Source organism: Glycomyces tenuis DSM 44171 (assembly GCF_000427885.1).
Taxonomy (GTDB): Bacteria; Actinomycetota; Actinomycetes; order Mycobacteriales; family Micromonosporaceae; genus Glycomyces; species Glycomyces tenuis.
In genome coordinates this window covers 1-15,057 of sequence record NZ_ATYW01000026.1, presented here as the reverse complement: position 1 = coordinate 15,057, position 15,057 = coordinate 1, and the positions used below count along the sequence as shown (strand labels likewise).

The 15,057-nt window shown below is 70.5% G+C and carries 15 protein-coding genes and 1 rRNA gene; 3 read left to right on the top strand and 13 right to left on the bottom strand.

All coding sequences use genetic code 11. The features are described 5' to 3' along the window. The first annotated feature begins 165 nt into the window (after positions 1-165). Positions 166-1,818 carry an alkaline phosphatase D family protein gene (locus YWW_RS32455; protein ID WP_081687694.1) on the top strand — a complete coding sequence of 551 codons (1,653 nt, stop codon included), beginning with the start codon at positions 166-168 and terminating at the stop codon, positions 1,816-1,818. Between the two features lie 69 nt (positions 1,819-1,887). Here the strand turns inward: YWW_RS32455 and lepA are convergent, their stop codons facing one another. Further along, the gene (lepA, locus tag YWW_RS0122825; RefSeq protein WP_026931920.1) at positions 1,888-3,720 is read right to left on the bottom strand and encodes a translation elongation factor 4; all 1,833 of its coding nucleotides are present in this window, start codon (positions 3,718-3,720) and stop codon (positions 1,888-1,890) included. A gap of 217 nt (positions 3,721-3,937) precedes the next feature. Beyond that, positions 3,938-4,975, bottom strand: a complete 1,038-nt coding sequence (locus YWW_RS0122820; protein ID WP_026931919.1) for a hypothetical protein — start codon at positions 4,973-4,975, stop codon at positions 3,938-3,940. A gap of 92 nt (positions 4,976-5,067) precedes the next feature. On the opposite strand from YWW_RS0122820, the gene YWW_RS32450 reads away from it, so the two are divergent. Next, positions 5,068-5,754 carry a TetR/AcrR family transcriptional regulator gene (locus tag YWW_RS32450; RefSeq protein ID WP_051326212.1) on the top strand — a complete coding sequence of 229 codons (687 nt, stop codon included), beginning with the start codon at positions 5,068-5,070 and terminating at the stop codon, positions 5,752-5,754. A 133-nt stretch (positions 5,755-5,887) separates the two neighbouring features. Continuing rightward, entirely contained in the window at positions 5,888-6,160 is a 273-nt protein-coding gene (gene rpsT / locus YWW_RS0122810) for a 30S ribosomal protein S20 (protein ID WP_026931918.1), read from the top strand. A 299-nt stretch (positions 6,161-6,459) separates the two neighbouring features. On the opposite strand, the gene YWW_RS32445 is transcribed toward rpsT, so the two are convergent. From YWW_RS32445 to rrf, 11 genes are all read right to left on the bottom strand, one after another. Next, complete coding sequence (locus YWW_RS32445; protein ID WP_155830347.1) at positions 6,460-6,714, bottom strand: hypothetical protein; 255 nt, start codon at positions 6,712-6,714, stop codon at positions 6,460-6,462. Then, positions 6,707-7,708, bottom strand: coding sequence for a DNA polymerase III subunit delta (gene holA, locus YWW_RS0122800; protein WP_035701816.1), 1,002 nt, complete (start codon positions 7,706-7,708; stop codon positions 6,707-6,709). The genes YWW_RS32445 and holA overlap by 8 nt, the downstream gene beginning before the upstream one ends. Positions 7,709-7,841: 133 nt before the next feature. Next, on the bottom strand, positions 7,842-10,157 hold the full coding sequence (locus tag YWW_RS32440; RefSeq protein ID WP_051326210.1) for a ComEC/Rec2 family competence protein: 2,316 nt from the start codon (positions 10,155-10,157) through the stop codon (positions 7,842-7,844). 76 nt (positions 10,158-10,233) lie between these two features. After that, positions 10,234-11,025, bottom strand: a complete 792-nt coding sequence (locus YWW_RS34480; RefSeq protein WP_051326209.1) for a helix-hairpin-helix domain-containing protein — start codon at positions 11,023-11,025, stop codon at positions 10,234-10,236. A 139-nt stretch (positions 11,026-11,164) separates the two neighbouring features. Next, entirely contained in the window at positions 11,165-12,016 is an 852-nt protein-coding gene (locus YWW_RS0122785; RefSeq protein WP_026931916.1) for a DegV family protein, read from the bottom strand. 13 nt (positions 12,017-12,029) lie between these two features. Beyond that, complete coding sequence (locus YWW_RS34475) at positions 12,030-12,566, bottom strand: hypothetical protein (protein WP_155830346.1); 537 nt, start codon at positions 12,564-12,566, stop codon at positions 12,030-12,032. 2 nt (positions 12,567-12,568) lie between these two features. Next, complete coding sequence (locus YWW_RS32425; RefSeq protein WP_162145986.1) at positions 12,569-13,231, bottom strand: histidine phosphatase family protein; 663 nt, start codon at positions 13,229-13,231, stop codon at positions 12,569-12,571. Further along, a complete protein-coding gene (gene rsfS, locus YWW_RS0122770; protein WP_026931915.1) occupies positions 13,228-13,647 on the bottom strand; it encodes a ribosome silencing factor in 420 nt (139 codons plus the stop codon). Before rsfS ends, YWW_RS32425 begins: the two co-directional genes overlap by 4 nt. Before the next feature lie 122 nt (positions 13,648-13,769). Further along, positions 13,770-14,348 (bottom strand): nicotinate-nucleotide adenylyltransferase, encoded by a 579-nt coding sequence (gene nadD / locus YWW_RS0122765; protein WP_245595493.1) that lies wholly within the window; start codon positions 14,346-14,348, stop codon positions 13,770-13,772. Positions 14,349-14,444: 96 nt separating this feature from the next. Next, positions 14,445-14,618 (bottom strand): hypothetical protein, encoded by a 174-nt coding sequence (locus YWW_RS36210; RefSeq protein ID WP_155830345.1) that lies wholly within the window; start codon positions 14,616-14,618, stop codon positions 14,445-14,447. Between the two features lie 203 nt (positions 14,619-14,821). Continuing rightward, a 5S ribosomal RNA gene (gene rrf / locus YWW_RS0122755) occupies positions 14,822-14,938 on the bottom strand. Positions 14,939-15,057 lie beyond the last annotated feature (119 nt).

Genomic DNA, 15,057 nt, shown 5'->3' with positions numbered 1-15,057 from the left:
CAGAGGCCTTTCGATCCGATTAGCGTCGCCGTATTCGGCTTGTCGGCATTCAGCAGTATTCGCCCCCGGTTCACCGGGTCGCTATCCGCGTGTTCCGGCTGGTGCAACTGCGGTTGCTGGGCTGAGTGGGTCCATCCGACCACTCCCCCCGCAAACGAGGTCTCCATGCACGTTTCACGTCGGATCCTGCTCGCGTCCTCGGCGGCCGCCGCGGCCACCGTGCCCGCCACCGCCTGGGCCGAGGAGCGCCGCCACCACACCGTCAAGCGCGACCCCTTCACCCTCGGCGTCGCCTCCGGCGACCCCACCTCCGACGGCGTGGTCCTGTGGACCCGCCTGGCCACCGAGCCGCTCGCCGAGGACGGCATGGGCGGCATGCCCGACGCCGCCTTCGACGTCAAATGGGAGCTCGCGAGCGACGAGCGCTTCCGCCGCCGCGTCGCCTCCGGCCACGAGCAGGCCCGCCCCGAGCAGGGCCACAGCGTCCACGTCGAGCTGAGCGGCCTGGAGCCCGACACCGAGTACTACTACCGGTTCAAGGTCGGCCGGTGGGTCTCGCATGCCGCGCGGACCCGCACCGCCCCCGCCCCCGGCGCGATGCCCGAGCAGCTGCGCATGGCGTTCGCCTCCTGCTCGCAGTACGAGCACGGCTACTTCACCGCCTACCGGCACATGGCCGAGTCCTCCCCCGACCTCATCCTCCACCTCGGCGACTACCAGTACGAGTACAAGAAGGACGTGTACAACTCCCCCGACGGGAACGTCCGCGACCACGAGGGCCCCGAGACGGTGACCCTCGCGAACTACCGGCAGCGCCACGCCCAGTACAAGAGCGACGCCGACCTCCAGGCCGCGCACGCGATCGCGCCGTGGCTGGTGGTGTGGGACGACCACGAGACCGAGAACAACTGGGCCGACGAGGTCCCCGAGGCCGGCTCCGACACCCCCGACGCCGCGGACTTCCTGGCCAGGCGCGCGGCCGCGTTCCAGGCGTACTGGGAGAACATGCCGCTGCGCCGCTCCTCGGTGCCGGTCGGCATCGACATGCAGCTGTACCGGCGCGTCGAATGGGGGCAGCTCGCGCGCTTCCACATGCTCGACACGCGCCAGTACCGCGACGACCAGGCCTGCGGCGACGGCTGGAACGACGACTGCGCCGAGGCCTGGGACGAGAAGCGCTCGATCACCGGCGACGCGCAGGAGGAGTGGCTCATCGACGGCTTCAGGTCCTCGACCGCCCGCTGGGACGTCATCGGCCAGCAGGTGTTCTTCGCGCAGCGCGACGCCGACGCCGGGCCGGTGCTGCGCACCAGCATGGACGGCTGGGACGGCTACACCGCCTCCAGGGAGCGGATCGTCCAGGGCTGGCTGGACGCCGGCGTGCGCAACCCGGTGGTCCTCACCGGCGACGTGCACACCCACTGGGCCTCCGAGCTGCTGGCCGACTTCGAGGACCCGGACTCGGAGCGGGTGGGCGTGGAGCTGGTGACCACCTCGATCACCTCCGGCGGCAACGGCGTCGACTCGGTGCCCGAGGACAACGAGGCACTGCTGATCAACCCGCACATCAAGTTCCGCAACGCCCAGCGCGGGTGGGTGCACACGACGATCACGCCCGAGCAGATCGATGTGGACTTCCAGGTCGTCCCGCTCGTGACCGAGCAGGACTCCCCGGCGCACATCCGCCGCTCGTACACCATCGCCGACGGCGACCGCGCCCTGCACCAGACCTACGACCGGCCGGTGGACCCGTCGATGTCGACGCATTCGACCGACCCGTTCGCCGGCTCCGACGAGAACGCCGACGACGGCCTCTAGGCCTTCGGGGCCGCCTGAGGGACGCCGAGCCGCCCGGCTCGGCGGACTTCCGCTCAGGCGGCCCTGAGCCTAGTTCTCGTCGGTCCTCAAGGCGGCGATGAAGGCGTCCTGGGGAACCTCGACGCGCCCGACGGTCTTCATCCGCTTCTTGCCCTCTTTCTGCTTCTCCAGGAGCTTGCGCTTGCGGGAGATGTCGCCGCCGTAGCACTTGGCCAGGACGTCCTTGCGCAGCGCGCGGATGTTCTCGCGGGCGATGATGCGCGAGCCGATCGCGGCCTGGATCGGCACTTCGAACTGCTGGCGCGGGATGAGCTTCTTGAGCCGCTCGGCGAGCTTGACGCCGTAGGCGTACGCCTGGTCCCTGTGGACGATCGCGGCGAAGGCGTCCACGCGCTCGCCCTGGAGGAGGATGTCCACCTTCACCAGGTCGGCGCTCTGCGAGCCCTCGATCTCGTAGTCGAGCGAGGCGTAGCCCTTCGTGCGGCTCTTCAGCTGGTCGAAGAAGTCGAACACGATCTCGGCCAGCGGCAGCGTGTAGCGGATCTCGACGCGGTCGGTCGAGAGGTAGTCCATGCCCTCCTGGACGCCGCGCCGCGACTGGCACAGCTCCATGACCGCCCCGATGTACTCGGTGGGCGTCAGGACCGTGGCCCTGACGATCGGCTCGGTGATCTGCGAGATCTTCCCTTCGGGGAACTCCGAGGGGTTGGTGACCTCGATCTGCTCGCCGTCCTCCATCGTCACCTGGTAGACCACGTTCGGGGCCGTCGAGATCAGGTCGAGGTTGAACTCGCGCTCGAGCCGCTCGCGGATGATCTCCAGGTGCAGCAGGCCCAGGAAGCCGACGCGGAAGCCGAAGCCGAGCGCCGCCGAGGTCTCGGGCTCGAACTGGAGCGCCGCGTCGTTCAACTGGAGCTTGTCGAGCGCCTCGCGCAGGTTCCCGTAGTCGGAGCCGTCGATCGGGTAGAGCCCGGAGAACACCATCGGCTTCGCCTCGGTGTAGCCCGGCAGCGCCGCCTGGGCCGGGGCCTTCGCGTTGGTGACGGTGTCGCCGACCTTCGACTGGCGCACGTCCTTGACGCCGGTGATGAGGTAGCCGACCTCCCCGGCCGCGAGCGCCTTGCCGGCGGCCGGCTCGGGACTGATGACGCCGATCTCCAGCAGCTCGTGGTCGGCCCTGGTCGACATCATGCGGATCCGGTCGCGGGCGTTGAGCTTCCCGTCGACCACGCGGATGTAGGTGACCACGCCGCGGTAGACGTCGTAGACCGAGTCGAAGATCAGCGCGCGCGGCGGCGCGTCCGCGTCGCCGGTCGGGGCCGGGATCTGCTCGACGATCGCGTCGAGCAGTTCGGCGACGCCCTCACCGGTCTTGCCCGAGACGCGGAAGACGTCTTCGGGCTCGCAGCCGATGAGGTTCGCCAGCTCCTCGGCGTACCGGTCCGGGTCGGCCGAGGGCAGGTCGATCTTGTTGAGCACCGGGATGATCGTCAGGTCGTTGCCCATCGCCAGGTACAGGTTCGCGAGGGTCTGCGCCTCGATGCCCTGGGCGGCGTCGACGAGCAGGACCGCGCCCTCGCAGGCGGCCAGGGACCGCGAGACCTCGTAGGTGAAGTCCACGTGGCCGGGCGTGTCGATCATGTTGAGCACGAAGCGGCCGCCCTCGGCCTCGCCGGAGCGGGCCGTCCACGGCATCCGCACGGCCTGCGACTTGACGGTGATGCCGCGCTCGCGTTCGATGTCCATCCGGTCGAGGTACTGCTCGCGCATCTTGCGGGCGTCGACGACCTCGGTGATCTGCAGCATGCGGTCGGCCAGCGTCGACTTGCCGTGGTCGATGTGCGCGATGATGCAGAAGTTCCGGATCGACTCCGGAGCGGTCGAACCTGGCGCGTTCGTCACGTTGGCCTTCCTTTTCGGCGAAACTCGCGAGCCGTGAACCGGCACTGCCCGTGTGGGGCGGGCGCTCCAATTCTGCCTTACGAACCGCGGACGGGCCGCGCACCCGATGAGGAAAGACGCCCCCGCCACGCCCCCGGACGCGGCGATGCCGCCGCCCGGCGCCGCGACTGGTCACGGCCTCGGGCGGCGGCATCGCGCCGGTGGGTGTCGGATCGGGTCACACGGAGGCGGCGACCGGCTCGGACTCGGCCGCGCCGACCTCGCTCACTCTGGAGCGGACCGCGCCGATGACGTACAGCACGATCCCGCCGGCCAGCCAGGCGGCCAGGACGAGGGCCGCCGTGGTCGCCCCGTTGCCGTCGAAGAACGAGACCGAGCGCAGCAGCGTGGCCCCGGCGCCCGGCGTCAGGTACTGGCCGATCTCGCCCCACGGGGCCGGGAGCATCTCGGGGGCGCTGGTCAGGCCCGAGAGCGGGTTGCCGACGAGCATGATCAGGACGGCGCCTATGGCGGTGCCGGCCCGGCCGAGCAGCTTGCTCAGGCCGAGGACGGCCCAGGAGGCGGCGAGCAGCGTCAGCGTGATCGCTCCGGCGACGCTCCAGTAGTCGCCTTCGACCGAACCGAGCCAGAACAGGATTCCGGCGACGGCGGCGCCGACGGCGATCGGGCCGAGGATCGCGGCGGTGGCCTGGCGGCCCGAGCCGCGCACGGCCGTGCCGATGAGCACGGCGACGATGATGCCGCCCGCGGCCATCGGCAGCGCCGAGGCGGCCAGGCCCGCGCCGTTGGGGTCGTCCTCGGGCATCGGGACGACGTCCTGGGTGGTGACCTGGACGGCGCCGGGCTGTCCGGCCGCTTCGCCCATGCCGGCGGCGATCTGCTCGGCGATGCCGCCGACCAGGCGCGCGACGGCGGGCGAGGCGGCGGACGCGGTGTAGAGGTCGACGCCCTCGGGGCCGACGGCGAGGGCCGCGTAGACCTCGCGCTCCTCGATCATCTCGACGGCCTCGTCGGGGCCGGCCGCCTCGACGACGTCGAAGCCGCCGGGCTGGGCGGTGTCGAGCCGCTCGGCGACCTGTTCGGCGGCCTCGGGCGGCCCGATCACGGCGATGGGCACGTCCTCGGGGCCGGTGTTGGATGATGGCCAGGCGAAGGCGATGGTGACGACGCTGACGATGACGGCCAGGCCGAGGCTGAGGCCGATGACGCGGCCGAGGGGGGTGCGGTTCTGGGTGGGCGTTCCGGTGGTTTCCATGACGGCTTCCAATCGTCCGTAAGAAACGGCTCGTATCTAAGCTCTCGTCTAGGTATAACATAAGAAACCGCAAGTATCTAGTGGGGGTGTGCATGTCACAGGAGGGCCGGACCCGGCGCCGCGGCAAGGAACTCGAACGGGCGATCTTCGAAGCGACCTGGGCCGAACTCCAAGAGGGCGGCTTCGCCGCGGTCACCATGGAGCGCGTCGCCAAGCGGGCCGGCACCAGCAAGCCGGTGCTGTACCGGCGCTGGTCGAGCCGGGTCGAGCTCCTGGTCAACACCGCCCTGCACCGGCTGCCGGACGCCGATTCCGTCCCCGACGGCGGCACGCTCCGCGACGACACCGTGAACCTGCTCAAGCTCATGCGGCAGCGCCTGCTCAGCATCGGGCGCGAGCCGATGCTCGGGATCCTCACCGAGGTCGTCCGCAACCCCGAGGTGAACAAGAAGGTCTTCAGGCACCTCATCGGCCACCTCCGGGCGCTCATGACCGACGTGGTGCTCAAGCGCGCCGCCGAGCGCGGCGAGATCGAGCCCGAGGACCTGAACGAACGGCTCAAGACGCTGCCGTTCGACTTGGTGCGCAGCGAGTTCATTCTCACCGGAGCCGTGCCGGACGAGGCGATAGAGGAGATCGTCGACACGGTGTTCCTGCCGGCGCTGGCGGGCCGGAAACTGCTGCGGCGAGAGGCCCGGGGCCCGGCGGACGCCGCCGGGGCGAGCCCGCCGGAGCGTTCCGGCGGACCGGGCGCGGGCGACGCGCCCGACCTGGTGTAACCTGGCTCGCGGTCAGGATGCCAGGCCGTGTGCCCTTCTCGGCTCCTGGTAACGTTGGCAGTCGCGCGGAGCGCGCCCTGCGCCCGACGCGGTTTGTAAGGAACCAAGTGATCACGAGACTGAGGCTTCACGCGTGGCGAACATTAAGTCCAAGGAAAAGCGCAACCGGCAGAACGAGAAGCGCCGGATGCGCAACAAGGCCGTGAAGTCGTCGCTGAAGACCGCCATCCGGAAGTTCCGTGAGTCGGCGGCCACCGGCGACGTCGACGCCGCCGGGATCCACCTGAAGGCCGCCAGCCGCGAGCTGGACAAGGCCTCCTCGAAGGGTGTCATCCACAAGAACCAGGCCGCACAGCGCAAGTCGAAGATGGCCGCGGCCTACAACAAGCTGGTCGAGGCCGCCTGATCCCAGGCGCCGCCCGACTGCGAAAACTTCACGCGAGGGCCCCGACGGGTTTCGAGAACCGTCGGGGCCCTCGCCATGTTCCGCGAGTCCCATTCGGATTCGTTCCCGCCTTCGAGTGAACTCTCCAGGACCGTTTCACCCCGTATTGCCCAGTTTCGTCCGCTGGTGTTCGAAACCTGCCCCTGCCAGAACTGTCACACCCTCATCCGGGTGTCATACCGCTTTGGGACGCTGTTGTCATTTCTCAGGTAGGCGCGAAGGTGGGTTCGGGTGGGTACCCGGGACAGCCGGTATGCCTTTCAGCGGCTCCCGCGGTCCACCGCCCCCGCGATCACGTCGTTGAGCTTCACCATCGCCGCCACCACCAGCGGCAGCACCGGCACTACCCACCACGAGACGAGCTCCGTGAGCGCCATCAGCACCCCGAGCGCGATCGCCCCCTCGAAGAACGCCACGCACCACGCGTGCGACAGGTACAGATGCCGCAGCCGCAACGCCCGCGAATACCAAGGCCGCCGGGGCCGGGCCACCCGGCCGTGACGATACTCAGACACGCCCGCCCGTCTCCCTGCCGCCGGCCTCGCTCAGTCTCGTGATCTCCAGGATCGCGTGCTCCAAGGCCCACGCCCGGTCGTCCACGCCGCCCTTGACGTCACCGTTGAGCTTGGCGCAGATGCGCATCGCCTCGGCCAGGCCGTCGACGGTCCAATTGCGGGCCTGACGGCGGGCCTTGTCGATCTGCCAGGGCGCCATGCCGAGCTGCCCGGCGAGCTGGCCCGCGCCGCCGCGTTCAGTGGCCACTCGGGACAGATTCCGCACCGCCATCGCCAAAGCGTCGGCGATGGGCACCGGGTCGACGCCGATCTGCATGGCCCAGCGCAGCGCCCCGAGCGCCTCGCCGGCGTTCCCGGCCACGGTCGCGTCGGCGACACTGAACCCGGTGACCTCGGCGCGCCCCGAGTAGTAGCGGGCGACGCTGTCGACGGTGATGTTGCCCTCGGTGTCGGACACCAACTGCGCGCAGGCCGAGGCCAGTTCGCGCAGGTCCGAGCCGACGGCCTGGATGATGGTGTCGGCGATCTCGGCCGAGGCCGAGCGCGGCGAGGCCCCGGCGGCGCGCAGCTCACCGCGCACGAACGCCACCCGGTCGGGCTGGCGCTTGATCTTGGAGGCCCGCACCAGCTCGACGTCGAGCTTCTTGAGCCCTTCGGAGAGGGCCTTGCCCTTGTTCCCGCCGTTGTGGCACACCGCCATGTGAATGCCGGGCGCGGGCCGGGAGGCGTAGTCGAGGATGGCGGCGATGGTGTCCTTGTCGGCGTCCTGCGCGGACTCGATGATCGCGACCACGGCACCACCGAACAGGGTGGGGCTCGTCAGTTCGACGAGCGAGCCGGCGGTGAGGTCGGAGGCGGGGACGCGGTTGACCACCGGCGGCGGGTCGGTGGGCGGGAGCCCGTCGCGCACCGCCGCGACGTATTCGGCGGCGGCCCGCTCGGTGAGGAATTCGTCGTCGCCCAAGACCAGGAGGATCGGATGGAGTGCAGCCACGGCTCCATCCTTCCATGTTTCGGAGCGCGGGCCCAGATTCCACCGCGCCGCGCTCGCGCGCACCGCGTCGCTGTGCTGCGCAAGCGCGGCGGACGCGGTCGGCGGCCTGTCACCCGAACGGTGCCCCGGCACGTCACTCGTCGGTTGACACGCGAAAGGCGTCACCGTCCCTCGTCACCGTGATCGAGCCTGACAGGTCCGTGCGGAACACCAGGCTCCCCGAGTCCTCGAGCAGCGCCAGCGGCCCGGGGTCGGGGTGCCCGTACTCGTTGCCCGCCCCGACGCCGACGAGCGCCACGGCCGGGTCGGCGGCCTCCAGGAACTCCGGCACTTGGAACGAGGAACCGTGGTGGGGCATTTTCAGCACGTCCACGTCGAGCTCGCGTCCGGCGTCGAGGAGCATCCGCTGCGCCTCGAGCTCCACGTCGCCGGTGAGCAGCACGCTCGTCCCGGCCACGTCGGCGCGCAGCACGACCGAGTTGTTGTTGGGGTCCGAGCGCGTCCCCGCCAGCAACTGCTCCGGAGGCGAGAGCACCTCCACCTTCGTCGCGCCGAACTCGTAGACCTCGCCGGGCACCGGCTCGATCACCGGCACCTCGCCGGCATGCTCGGCCACCATGTCGAAGCCGTACCGCGCCTCACCGGGCGGCGGCGCGAGGATCGCGTCCACTGCTCTGCCGTCCATCACCCCGTCGATCCCGGCCGTGTGGTCGACGTGGAAGTGGGACAGCACGAGCAGCGCCACCCGTTCGACGCCGAGGCCGTCCAGGCAGGCGTCCACCGCGGTGGCGTCCGGCCCGGCGTCGACGACCACCACCGCGTCGCCGGCGGGCAGCACGAGCGCGTCCCCTTGGCCGACATCGCACATCGTCACCACCCAGCCCGAGGGCGGCCCGTCGGTGAGCAGGCAGGCGGGGATCGTGCCCAAGGCCGCGGCGGCGAGCACCGCCAGCAGCGGGCGCCGCACCCGGCGCACGTGCAGCAGTCCTATCAGGATCGCAAGGGCCAGTCCGGCGAGCAGGCCCCACCACACGCCGGTGGGCCACGGCAGCACCGCGCCGGGCACGTCGGCGCCGGTCTCCGCCAGCCACACCAGCCACCGCGCGGGGATCGCCGCCGCCTGAGCGCACCACTCCCCGGCGGGGAGCCAGATCGCCGCGGCGGCCGCCGCGGCGACCGACAGCACCACCACCGGCGCGGCCACCAGCGTCGCCAGCAGGTTCACCGGGACCGACACCAGGCTGATCCCGCCTGCGAACATCGCCAGCAGCGGCGTGACCGCCACCTGCGTCGCGGCCGGGATGGTCACCGCCAGAGCCACCGGCTGCGGCCAGCCGCGGTGCTCCAGCGGCCGGGCCCATCGGAACGCCAGCAGCACCAGGCCCGCGCAGGCGGCCACCGAGAGCGCGAACCCCAGTGAGGAGGCCATGTCCGGGTCGGCCAGGATCAGCACCAGCACGGCCGTCGCGAGGGCGGGCATCACCGCTCTCGGCCGGCCGGCGGCGAGCGCCAGCAGTGTCATCCCGGCCATCACCGCCGCCCGCAGCACGCTCGGCTGCGGCCCCGCGATGACCACGATGCCCGCCAGCGCCACGGCTCCCGCCGCCACTCGCACGCGCGGGCCGGCCCGCAGCGCCAGGGCCATGGCCAGGACCGCCCCGACCACCAGGCTCAGGTGGTAGCCGGAGACCACCACCAGGTGCACCAGGCCGGTCGTGCGGAAGTCATCCGCGAGCTCCTGGTCCATCCGGGAGGTGTCGCCCACCGCGAGTGCGGGGATCAGCCCCGCCTCGGGTTCGGGCGCGGCGGCCGAGGCCTCCGCCAGGCGCTCGCGGACGTGCTCGGCCAGGCGGTGCGGCGCGGACGGTCGGCCGTCGAGCTCCGGGGGGCCTCGGGCGCTCACCACCGCGGCCGTCAGGCTGCCGGGCTCGGCCTGTTCGACCGCGGCGGCGACCGTGAGCCGCTGACCCGAGGTCACCTCCCCCCAGGCGTCGCCGCTGGCGACGAGGAAGACCTGCCAGTTGCCTCGCACGGTGTGCGTCTCGGTCGTGAACGAGCGCAGGTGCGCCTCGGCGGTGTAGACGCCGGGACTGCGCGCCGACGGTTTGGGAACCGTGTCGACCACCAGTTCGGCCTCGCCGCCGGTTTCGGCGGCGGTCAAGCGGCGCAGCGCGTCGTCGTCGCGGACGGCCACGTGCACGGCAGTGACGGCGGAGGCGAGCAGACCGCCGAACGCGACCGTGGCGACGGCGGCCCGGATTCGGCCCTGCCGTCCGCGGCACGCCAGGAGCAGCCCTGCGCACCCCACTGCGGTGATAGCGCCGGTGGCGGTGCTGCCGTAGAGGCCGCCGAGCGCCGCAGCCCAGGCGCCGATCGCCGCCAGGGGCAGTCGCCAGTCGCGGCGGACGACGTCGGAGGATTCGAGGTGGCGGCCGGTCAGATCGCTCACGGGACCTCCCGGCCGCGCCCGGGCGTCCGCTCCCGCGCGTGGCGAACTTGCGGCCCGCGGCACCGGCTTCGGCCGTTCACAGGGTCACCTGCTCACGGATCTGCTCCAGCAGTTTCGGCCCGACTCCTTGCACTTCGGACAGTTCGTCGACCGACTGGAAGCTGCCGTTCTCCTCCCGGTAGGCGATGATGCGTTCGGCCAGGACGGGCCCGATGCCCGTCAGCGACGCGAGCGTCTCCTCGTCGGCCACGTTGATGTTGACCAGGCCGCCCGCGGCCGCGCCGCCGCCCGGCGCGGCGCCCGCCTCGCCGGTCTCGGCGGAGGCGTCCGGGACCGCGACGAGGTCGCCGTCCGCGACCACGCGCGCCAGGTTGAGGAATCCGAGGTCGGCGCCGTCGCTCAGGCCGCCGGCGGCCTCGATCGCGTCGGCGACGCGCGACCCCTCCTCGAGCTCGACGATCCCCGGTTCGTTCACGGCCCCGGCGACCGAGACGACGATCGTCTCCGGTGCCGCCGCGGCCGAAGCGGCCGGTTCGGCCGCGGCCGTCGCCGTCGGTTCCGACTCGGGCCAGGCGAGGATCGTGACGAACAGGCCGACGGCCGCGACGACGAACGCGACCGCCGCCAGCACCCAGCGGTTGGCGTGGGACAGGCCGAGTCTGGCCTGGATCTTCTCGACGCGGTCGGTCATCTGCCGCCGACGCGGCGGCAGCGACAGCGGCACTGGTGCGGTCTTGCCGCCGTCGACCTCGCCGCTGGCGATGTTCACGGTCTCCTCGCAGACCCGCTGCGTCTCGTCGAGCTCGTCGAGTTTGAGTCGGAGCTTCGCGGCCAGGGCCGCGCCTTGTGGTGGATCTTTGACGTCCATACCCGGCTCAACGAGCGAAGGTTACGGGCGTGACTCGACAATTTTCGCGCCTGTGGATAACTCGATCGACCCTGTGGACAACCGTGGTTTCCATGGACGTTCACGTTCTGGCCGGTCATAATGCGCCGGCCTGCGCGGCTCAGGCCAGGCGGCGGGTGATGACGCCGACGAGACCAGGCCCGCAGTGGGCGCCGATCGCCGCGCCCACCTCGGTCACGTCCATGCGCCGCAGGCGGTCCCCGAAGCGTTCGCGCAGCCAGCCCGCGAGGGCCTCGGCGCGCCGTTCAGCGCCCAGGTGGTGCACCGTCATCTCGACTTCGGCGTCCCCGGCGTCGCCCACCGCCAGGGCCGCCAGGCGCTGGAGGCCCCGCGTTGGGGTGCGGACCTTCTCGATCATGTCGATGCGCCCGTCGTCGACGCCGAGGATCGGCTTGACCGACAGGGCCGTGCCCACCAGTGCCTTCGCGGTGCTGATCCGGCCGCCGCGCCGCAGGTACTCGAGCGTGTCGAGGTAGAAGTAAGTGGTGGTGCGGCCGATCGCCTCCTGCGCGGCGGCCGCGCACTCGAGTGCGTCGCCGCCCTTGTCGGCCGTGTCGGCCGCGGCGAGCACGGGGAAGCCGACGCCCATGCCGGCCCCGAGTGAGTCGACGACGGCGACGCGCCCGCTGAAACCGGCCGCGGCGGCCTCGGCCGCCGCCACGGTCCCCGAGAGCTTGCCCGACAGGTGCACCGACACGACGCCGGTGGCGCCCTCGTCGAGCAGCCGCCGGTAGGTCTCGCGCAGCAGCTCGGGGGAGAGCCGCGACGTCGTCACCGTCGTGCGCGGCTCGCGCAGCGCCTGGAGGATCGCGGCCGCGGCGATGTCCTCGCCTTCGCGGTACTCCTGGCCGCCGATGAGCACGGGGATGCCGAGCACCGTCAGGTTGCTCTGCTCGGCACGTAGGTGCTCGGGCAGCGCCGAGGTGGAATCGGTAACGACAGCGACGGTCACCCGGCCACATTACCTAACGGGCGGATTCGGCTTCCTCCACCACGAACGGCGTTCCCTGCTGGCAGAACGACATCATGCCCGGGTCGAGGTGCCCGTGCAGGGTCACCTCGGCGCCCGCGTAGACGACCGATTTGTCGTATTGGCCGAAGATGCCGTACACAGTGCCGTTGTAGGTCATGACCAGGCATCCCGATTCGACGCCGGACTCGATCGTGCCGGTGATGGTCATCACGGCGTTAGAGGTCGGTTTGTCCGAGGATCCCATGGACGGGTCCAGGTAGGGGGTCTCACTGGGCATATCGGTCACCTCGGGTTCGGTCTGCAGGGGTTCGGTCAGTTCGATGGTGGTAGAGACCGCCGGGGCAGTGGGCGCCACGATATTCGGCGAATCCTCGCTTCCGCCGCTCCCGCCTCCCGATCCGCAGGCGACCACGGCGGCCATGAGGAACCCGGTGGCGGCCACGGCACCGGTCAGCCTCGTGAGCTGTCTGACGCGCAGTTTCGGTGTATCCATGCGAATTCGACGTCCAGGATCGAGGTGCGGTTGCACCGCTATGATTTGTCGCCCGCCAGCTGGCCTTTCCCGAGCAGCGAGGAGCCGACCAGGTGCGGTGCGGTGACGCCGAGGTTGTAGCCGTACATCCGCCACTTCCCGGACTTCATCTGCCGCAGATCGGCCCAGTGCACATTGTCCATGCCCGACAGGCCGCTGGTGGGCCCGTGGTCCCATCCGAGTACACCGCCGACGATCTGTCGAGCCGAACCGCCGTGGCAGACCAGGATGGAGGTGCCTTCGAACTCGGACTCGACGAGGTCGCGCACGGCCTCGCCGGTGCGGCGCTTGAGGTCGCCCCAGGTCTCGATCTCGGGGTTGAGCAGCGGCTCCTGGGCGCGCCAGCGCGCGTGGTCGTCGGGGAACCGCTCGGCGATCTCGAGCATCGTCAGCCCTTCCCACGGGCCGTAGCCGCGCTCGCGCAGGCGCTTGTCCAGCTCGATCTCGACGCCGGTGAGCTCGGCGACCGGGCGGGCGGTGTCGACGGCCCGCCGCAGGTCGGAGGAGATGATGCGGGTCGGTTCGTACGCGGCGATGGCCGGTGCGGCCTCGGCGGCCTGGGCGCGGCCCGTCTCGTCGAGGTCGATGTCGGAGGAGCCCTGGATGCGGCCCGACAGGTTCCATGCCGTCTGCCCGTGCCGCACCACAAGTAGTCGGTTCACGGCTGCTCCTCGGGGTCCTCGTCGCCTTCTGAGCGGTCCGTCGGAGGCGCGGAGGCGTCGGTGAAGGGGATCTGGGGGCAGTCCTTCCAGAGGCCGTCGAGGCCGAAGTACTGGCGTGCCTCCTGGTGGAAGACGTGGACGACGATCTCGCCGTAGTCGAGCAGCACCCACTGCTCGCCTCCGCCCTTGCCCTCGCGGCGCAGCGGGCGGGTGTCGTGCTCTTTGATGAGCCGCTCTTCCACCGCGTCGACGATCGCCTTGACCTGCCGTTCGTTCGTCGCCGAGACGATCACGAAGACGTCGGTGAGCGCTATCTTCTCGGTGACGTCCCGCAGGTTGATGTCGTGGGCCTTCCTGTCGGCCGCCGCCTGCGCTGCGGAGAACGCCAGGGTCTTGGCGGTGTCGGTTGCGGTCACGTACTCCCCTATCGACGAGAATCCTGCCGGTGTTCTCCGGCGTACCGCTCTAGTCTTACACGTCCGGACCGACAACACCTTCTCTGTTTCGCGCGATCAGGCCTGCGCCACGCCGCAGCCGTTCAGCTGCGGTAAAGCCCGTGTTCGGCGATGTAGCCGTCGACGCTGTCGGGCACCAGGTAGCGGATCGGCTCGGCGTCGGCGACACGTCGGCGGCATTCGCTGGAGGAGACGGCGACACCGGGCGCGTCGACGAATTCGACCTCGATGCCGAAGGAGACGTCGACTTCGCGCCGCGAATGCCCTGGCCGGTTCACGGCGATGAACTTGACGGCCTCGCACAGCTCATCGACGCGGTGCCAGGTGCGGAGGTTCTCGAGGGAGTCGGCGCCGATGATGAAGTAGAGGTCGATCTGGGAGCCGTATTCGGCTCGGACGTCGGCGACGGTGTCGATCGCGTAGGTGTGGCCGGGCCGGTCGATGTCGCAGGTGCTCACCCGGAAGCGGGGATCGGGCTCGACGGCGAGGCGGGTCATCGCGAGCCGGTCCGCGGCATCGGTGATCGCCCGATGGTTCTTCTGCCAGGGGTCGCCGGCGGGAACGAAGACGACCTCATCGAGCTCACACCGCATCGCCGCCTCGCTGGCGGCTACGAGATGCCCGAGGTGCGGGGGGTCGAACGTCCCTCCGAAGATTCCCACACGGCGAAACGGCTGCTCTGGCACAGCGCAGATCCTACAGCGTTCGGGCGGCGGCACGCCCGCTCCGGCTGTGGCCGATCCCGGGCAAGGCTGCGCCTACGAGGGCCGCAGCGGTCGGCCGTGCTTGACGACCTTGTCGAGCCGGTCGGGGTTGATGTAGCTCTCGAGGTACCCGCAGACCGCGCATGCATAGAAGTGCAGGTATGACTCTTGCGACCACCGGGTGCCGAGTTCAACCTCCGAATAGCCGCCCGCTCTGCCGGCGAGCACGTAGACATGGTCGCTTCGGCATTTGACGCAGATTCCCCGTCGCATTGAACCAGGCCTCCCCCGATCGCAGCTGGCATCAAGGACCAGCCTAATGAAGGCATGCGAAAGGCCCCCACTGCGCGTGGGGGCCGGTGCCGCCATGTGCGCTGGGGAGTACGGCGAAGGGCCCCCGCTGTTGGCGGGGGCCCTTGCGTCATGTCAATGTTTGGCGGTGTCCTGCTCTCCCACACCCCCTCGGGTGCAGTACCATCGGCGCTGGAAGCCGTAACGACCGGGTTCGGAATGGGACCGGGTGTGCCACTTCCGCTCTCACCACCAAACAAACCAGTGAGACCACATACACAAGCCCGCAGAACCTTGAACGACCGACCTTGCGGGATCGTCGTATCACGGTCCTGGGCGTGTTGCCTCAGAATCGCATAGCGTGCGTGAATGTCAT

Coding starts and splice junctions, on each gene's coding strand:
- YWW_RS32455 (WP_081687694.1), top strand. CDS start 166: ATGCACGTTTCACGTCGGATCCTGCTCGCGTCCTCGGCGGCCGCCGCG.
- YWW_RS0122820 (WP_026931919.1), bottom strand. CDS start 4,975: ATGGAAACCACCGGAACGCCCACCCAGAACCGCACCCCCCTCGGCCGC.
- YWW_RS32450 (WP_051326212.1), top strand. CDS start 5,068: ATGTCACAGGAGGGCCGGACCCGGCGCCGCGGCAAGGAACTCGAACGG.
- YWW_RS34480 (WP_051326209.1), bottom strand. CDS start 11,025: ATGGACGTCAAAGATCCACCACAAGGCGCGGCCCTGGCCGCGAAGCTC.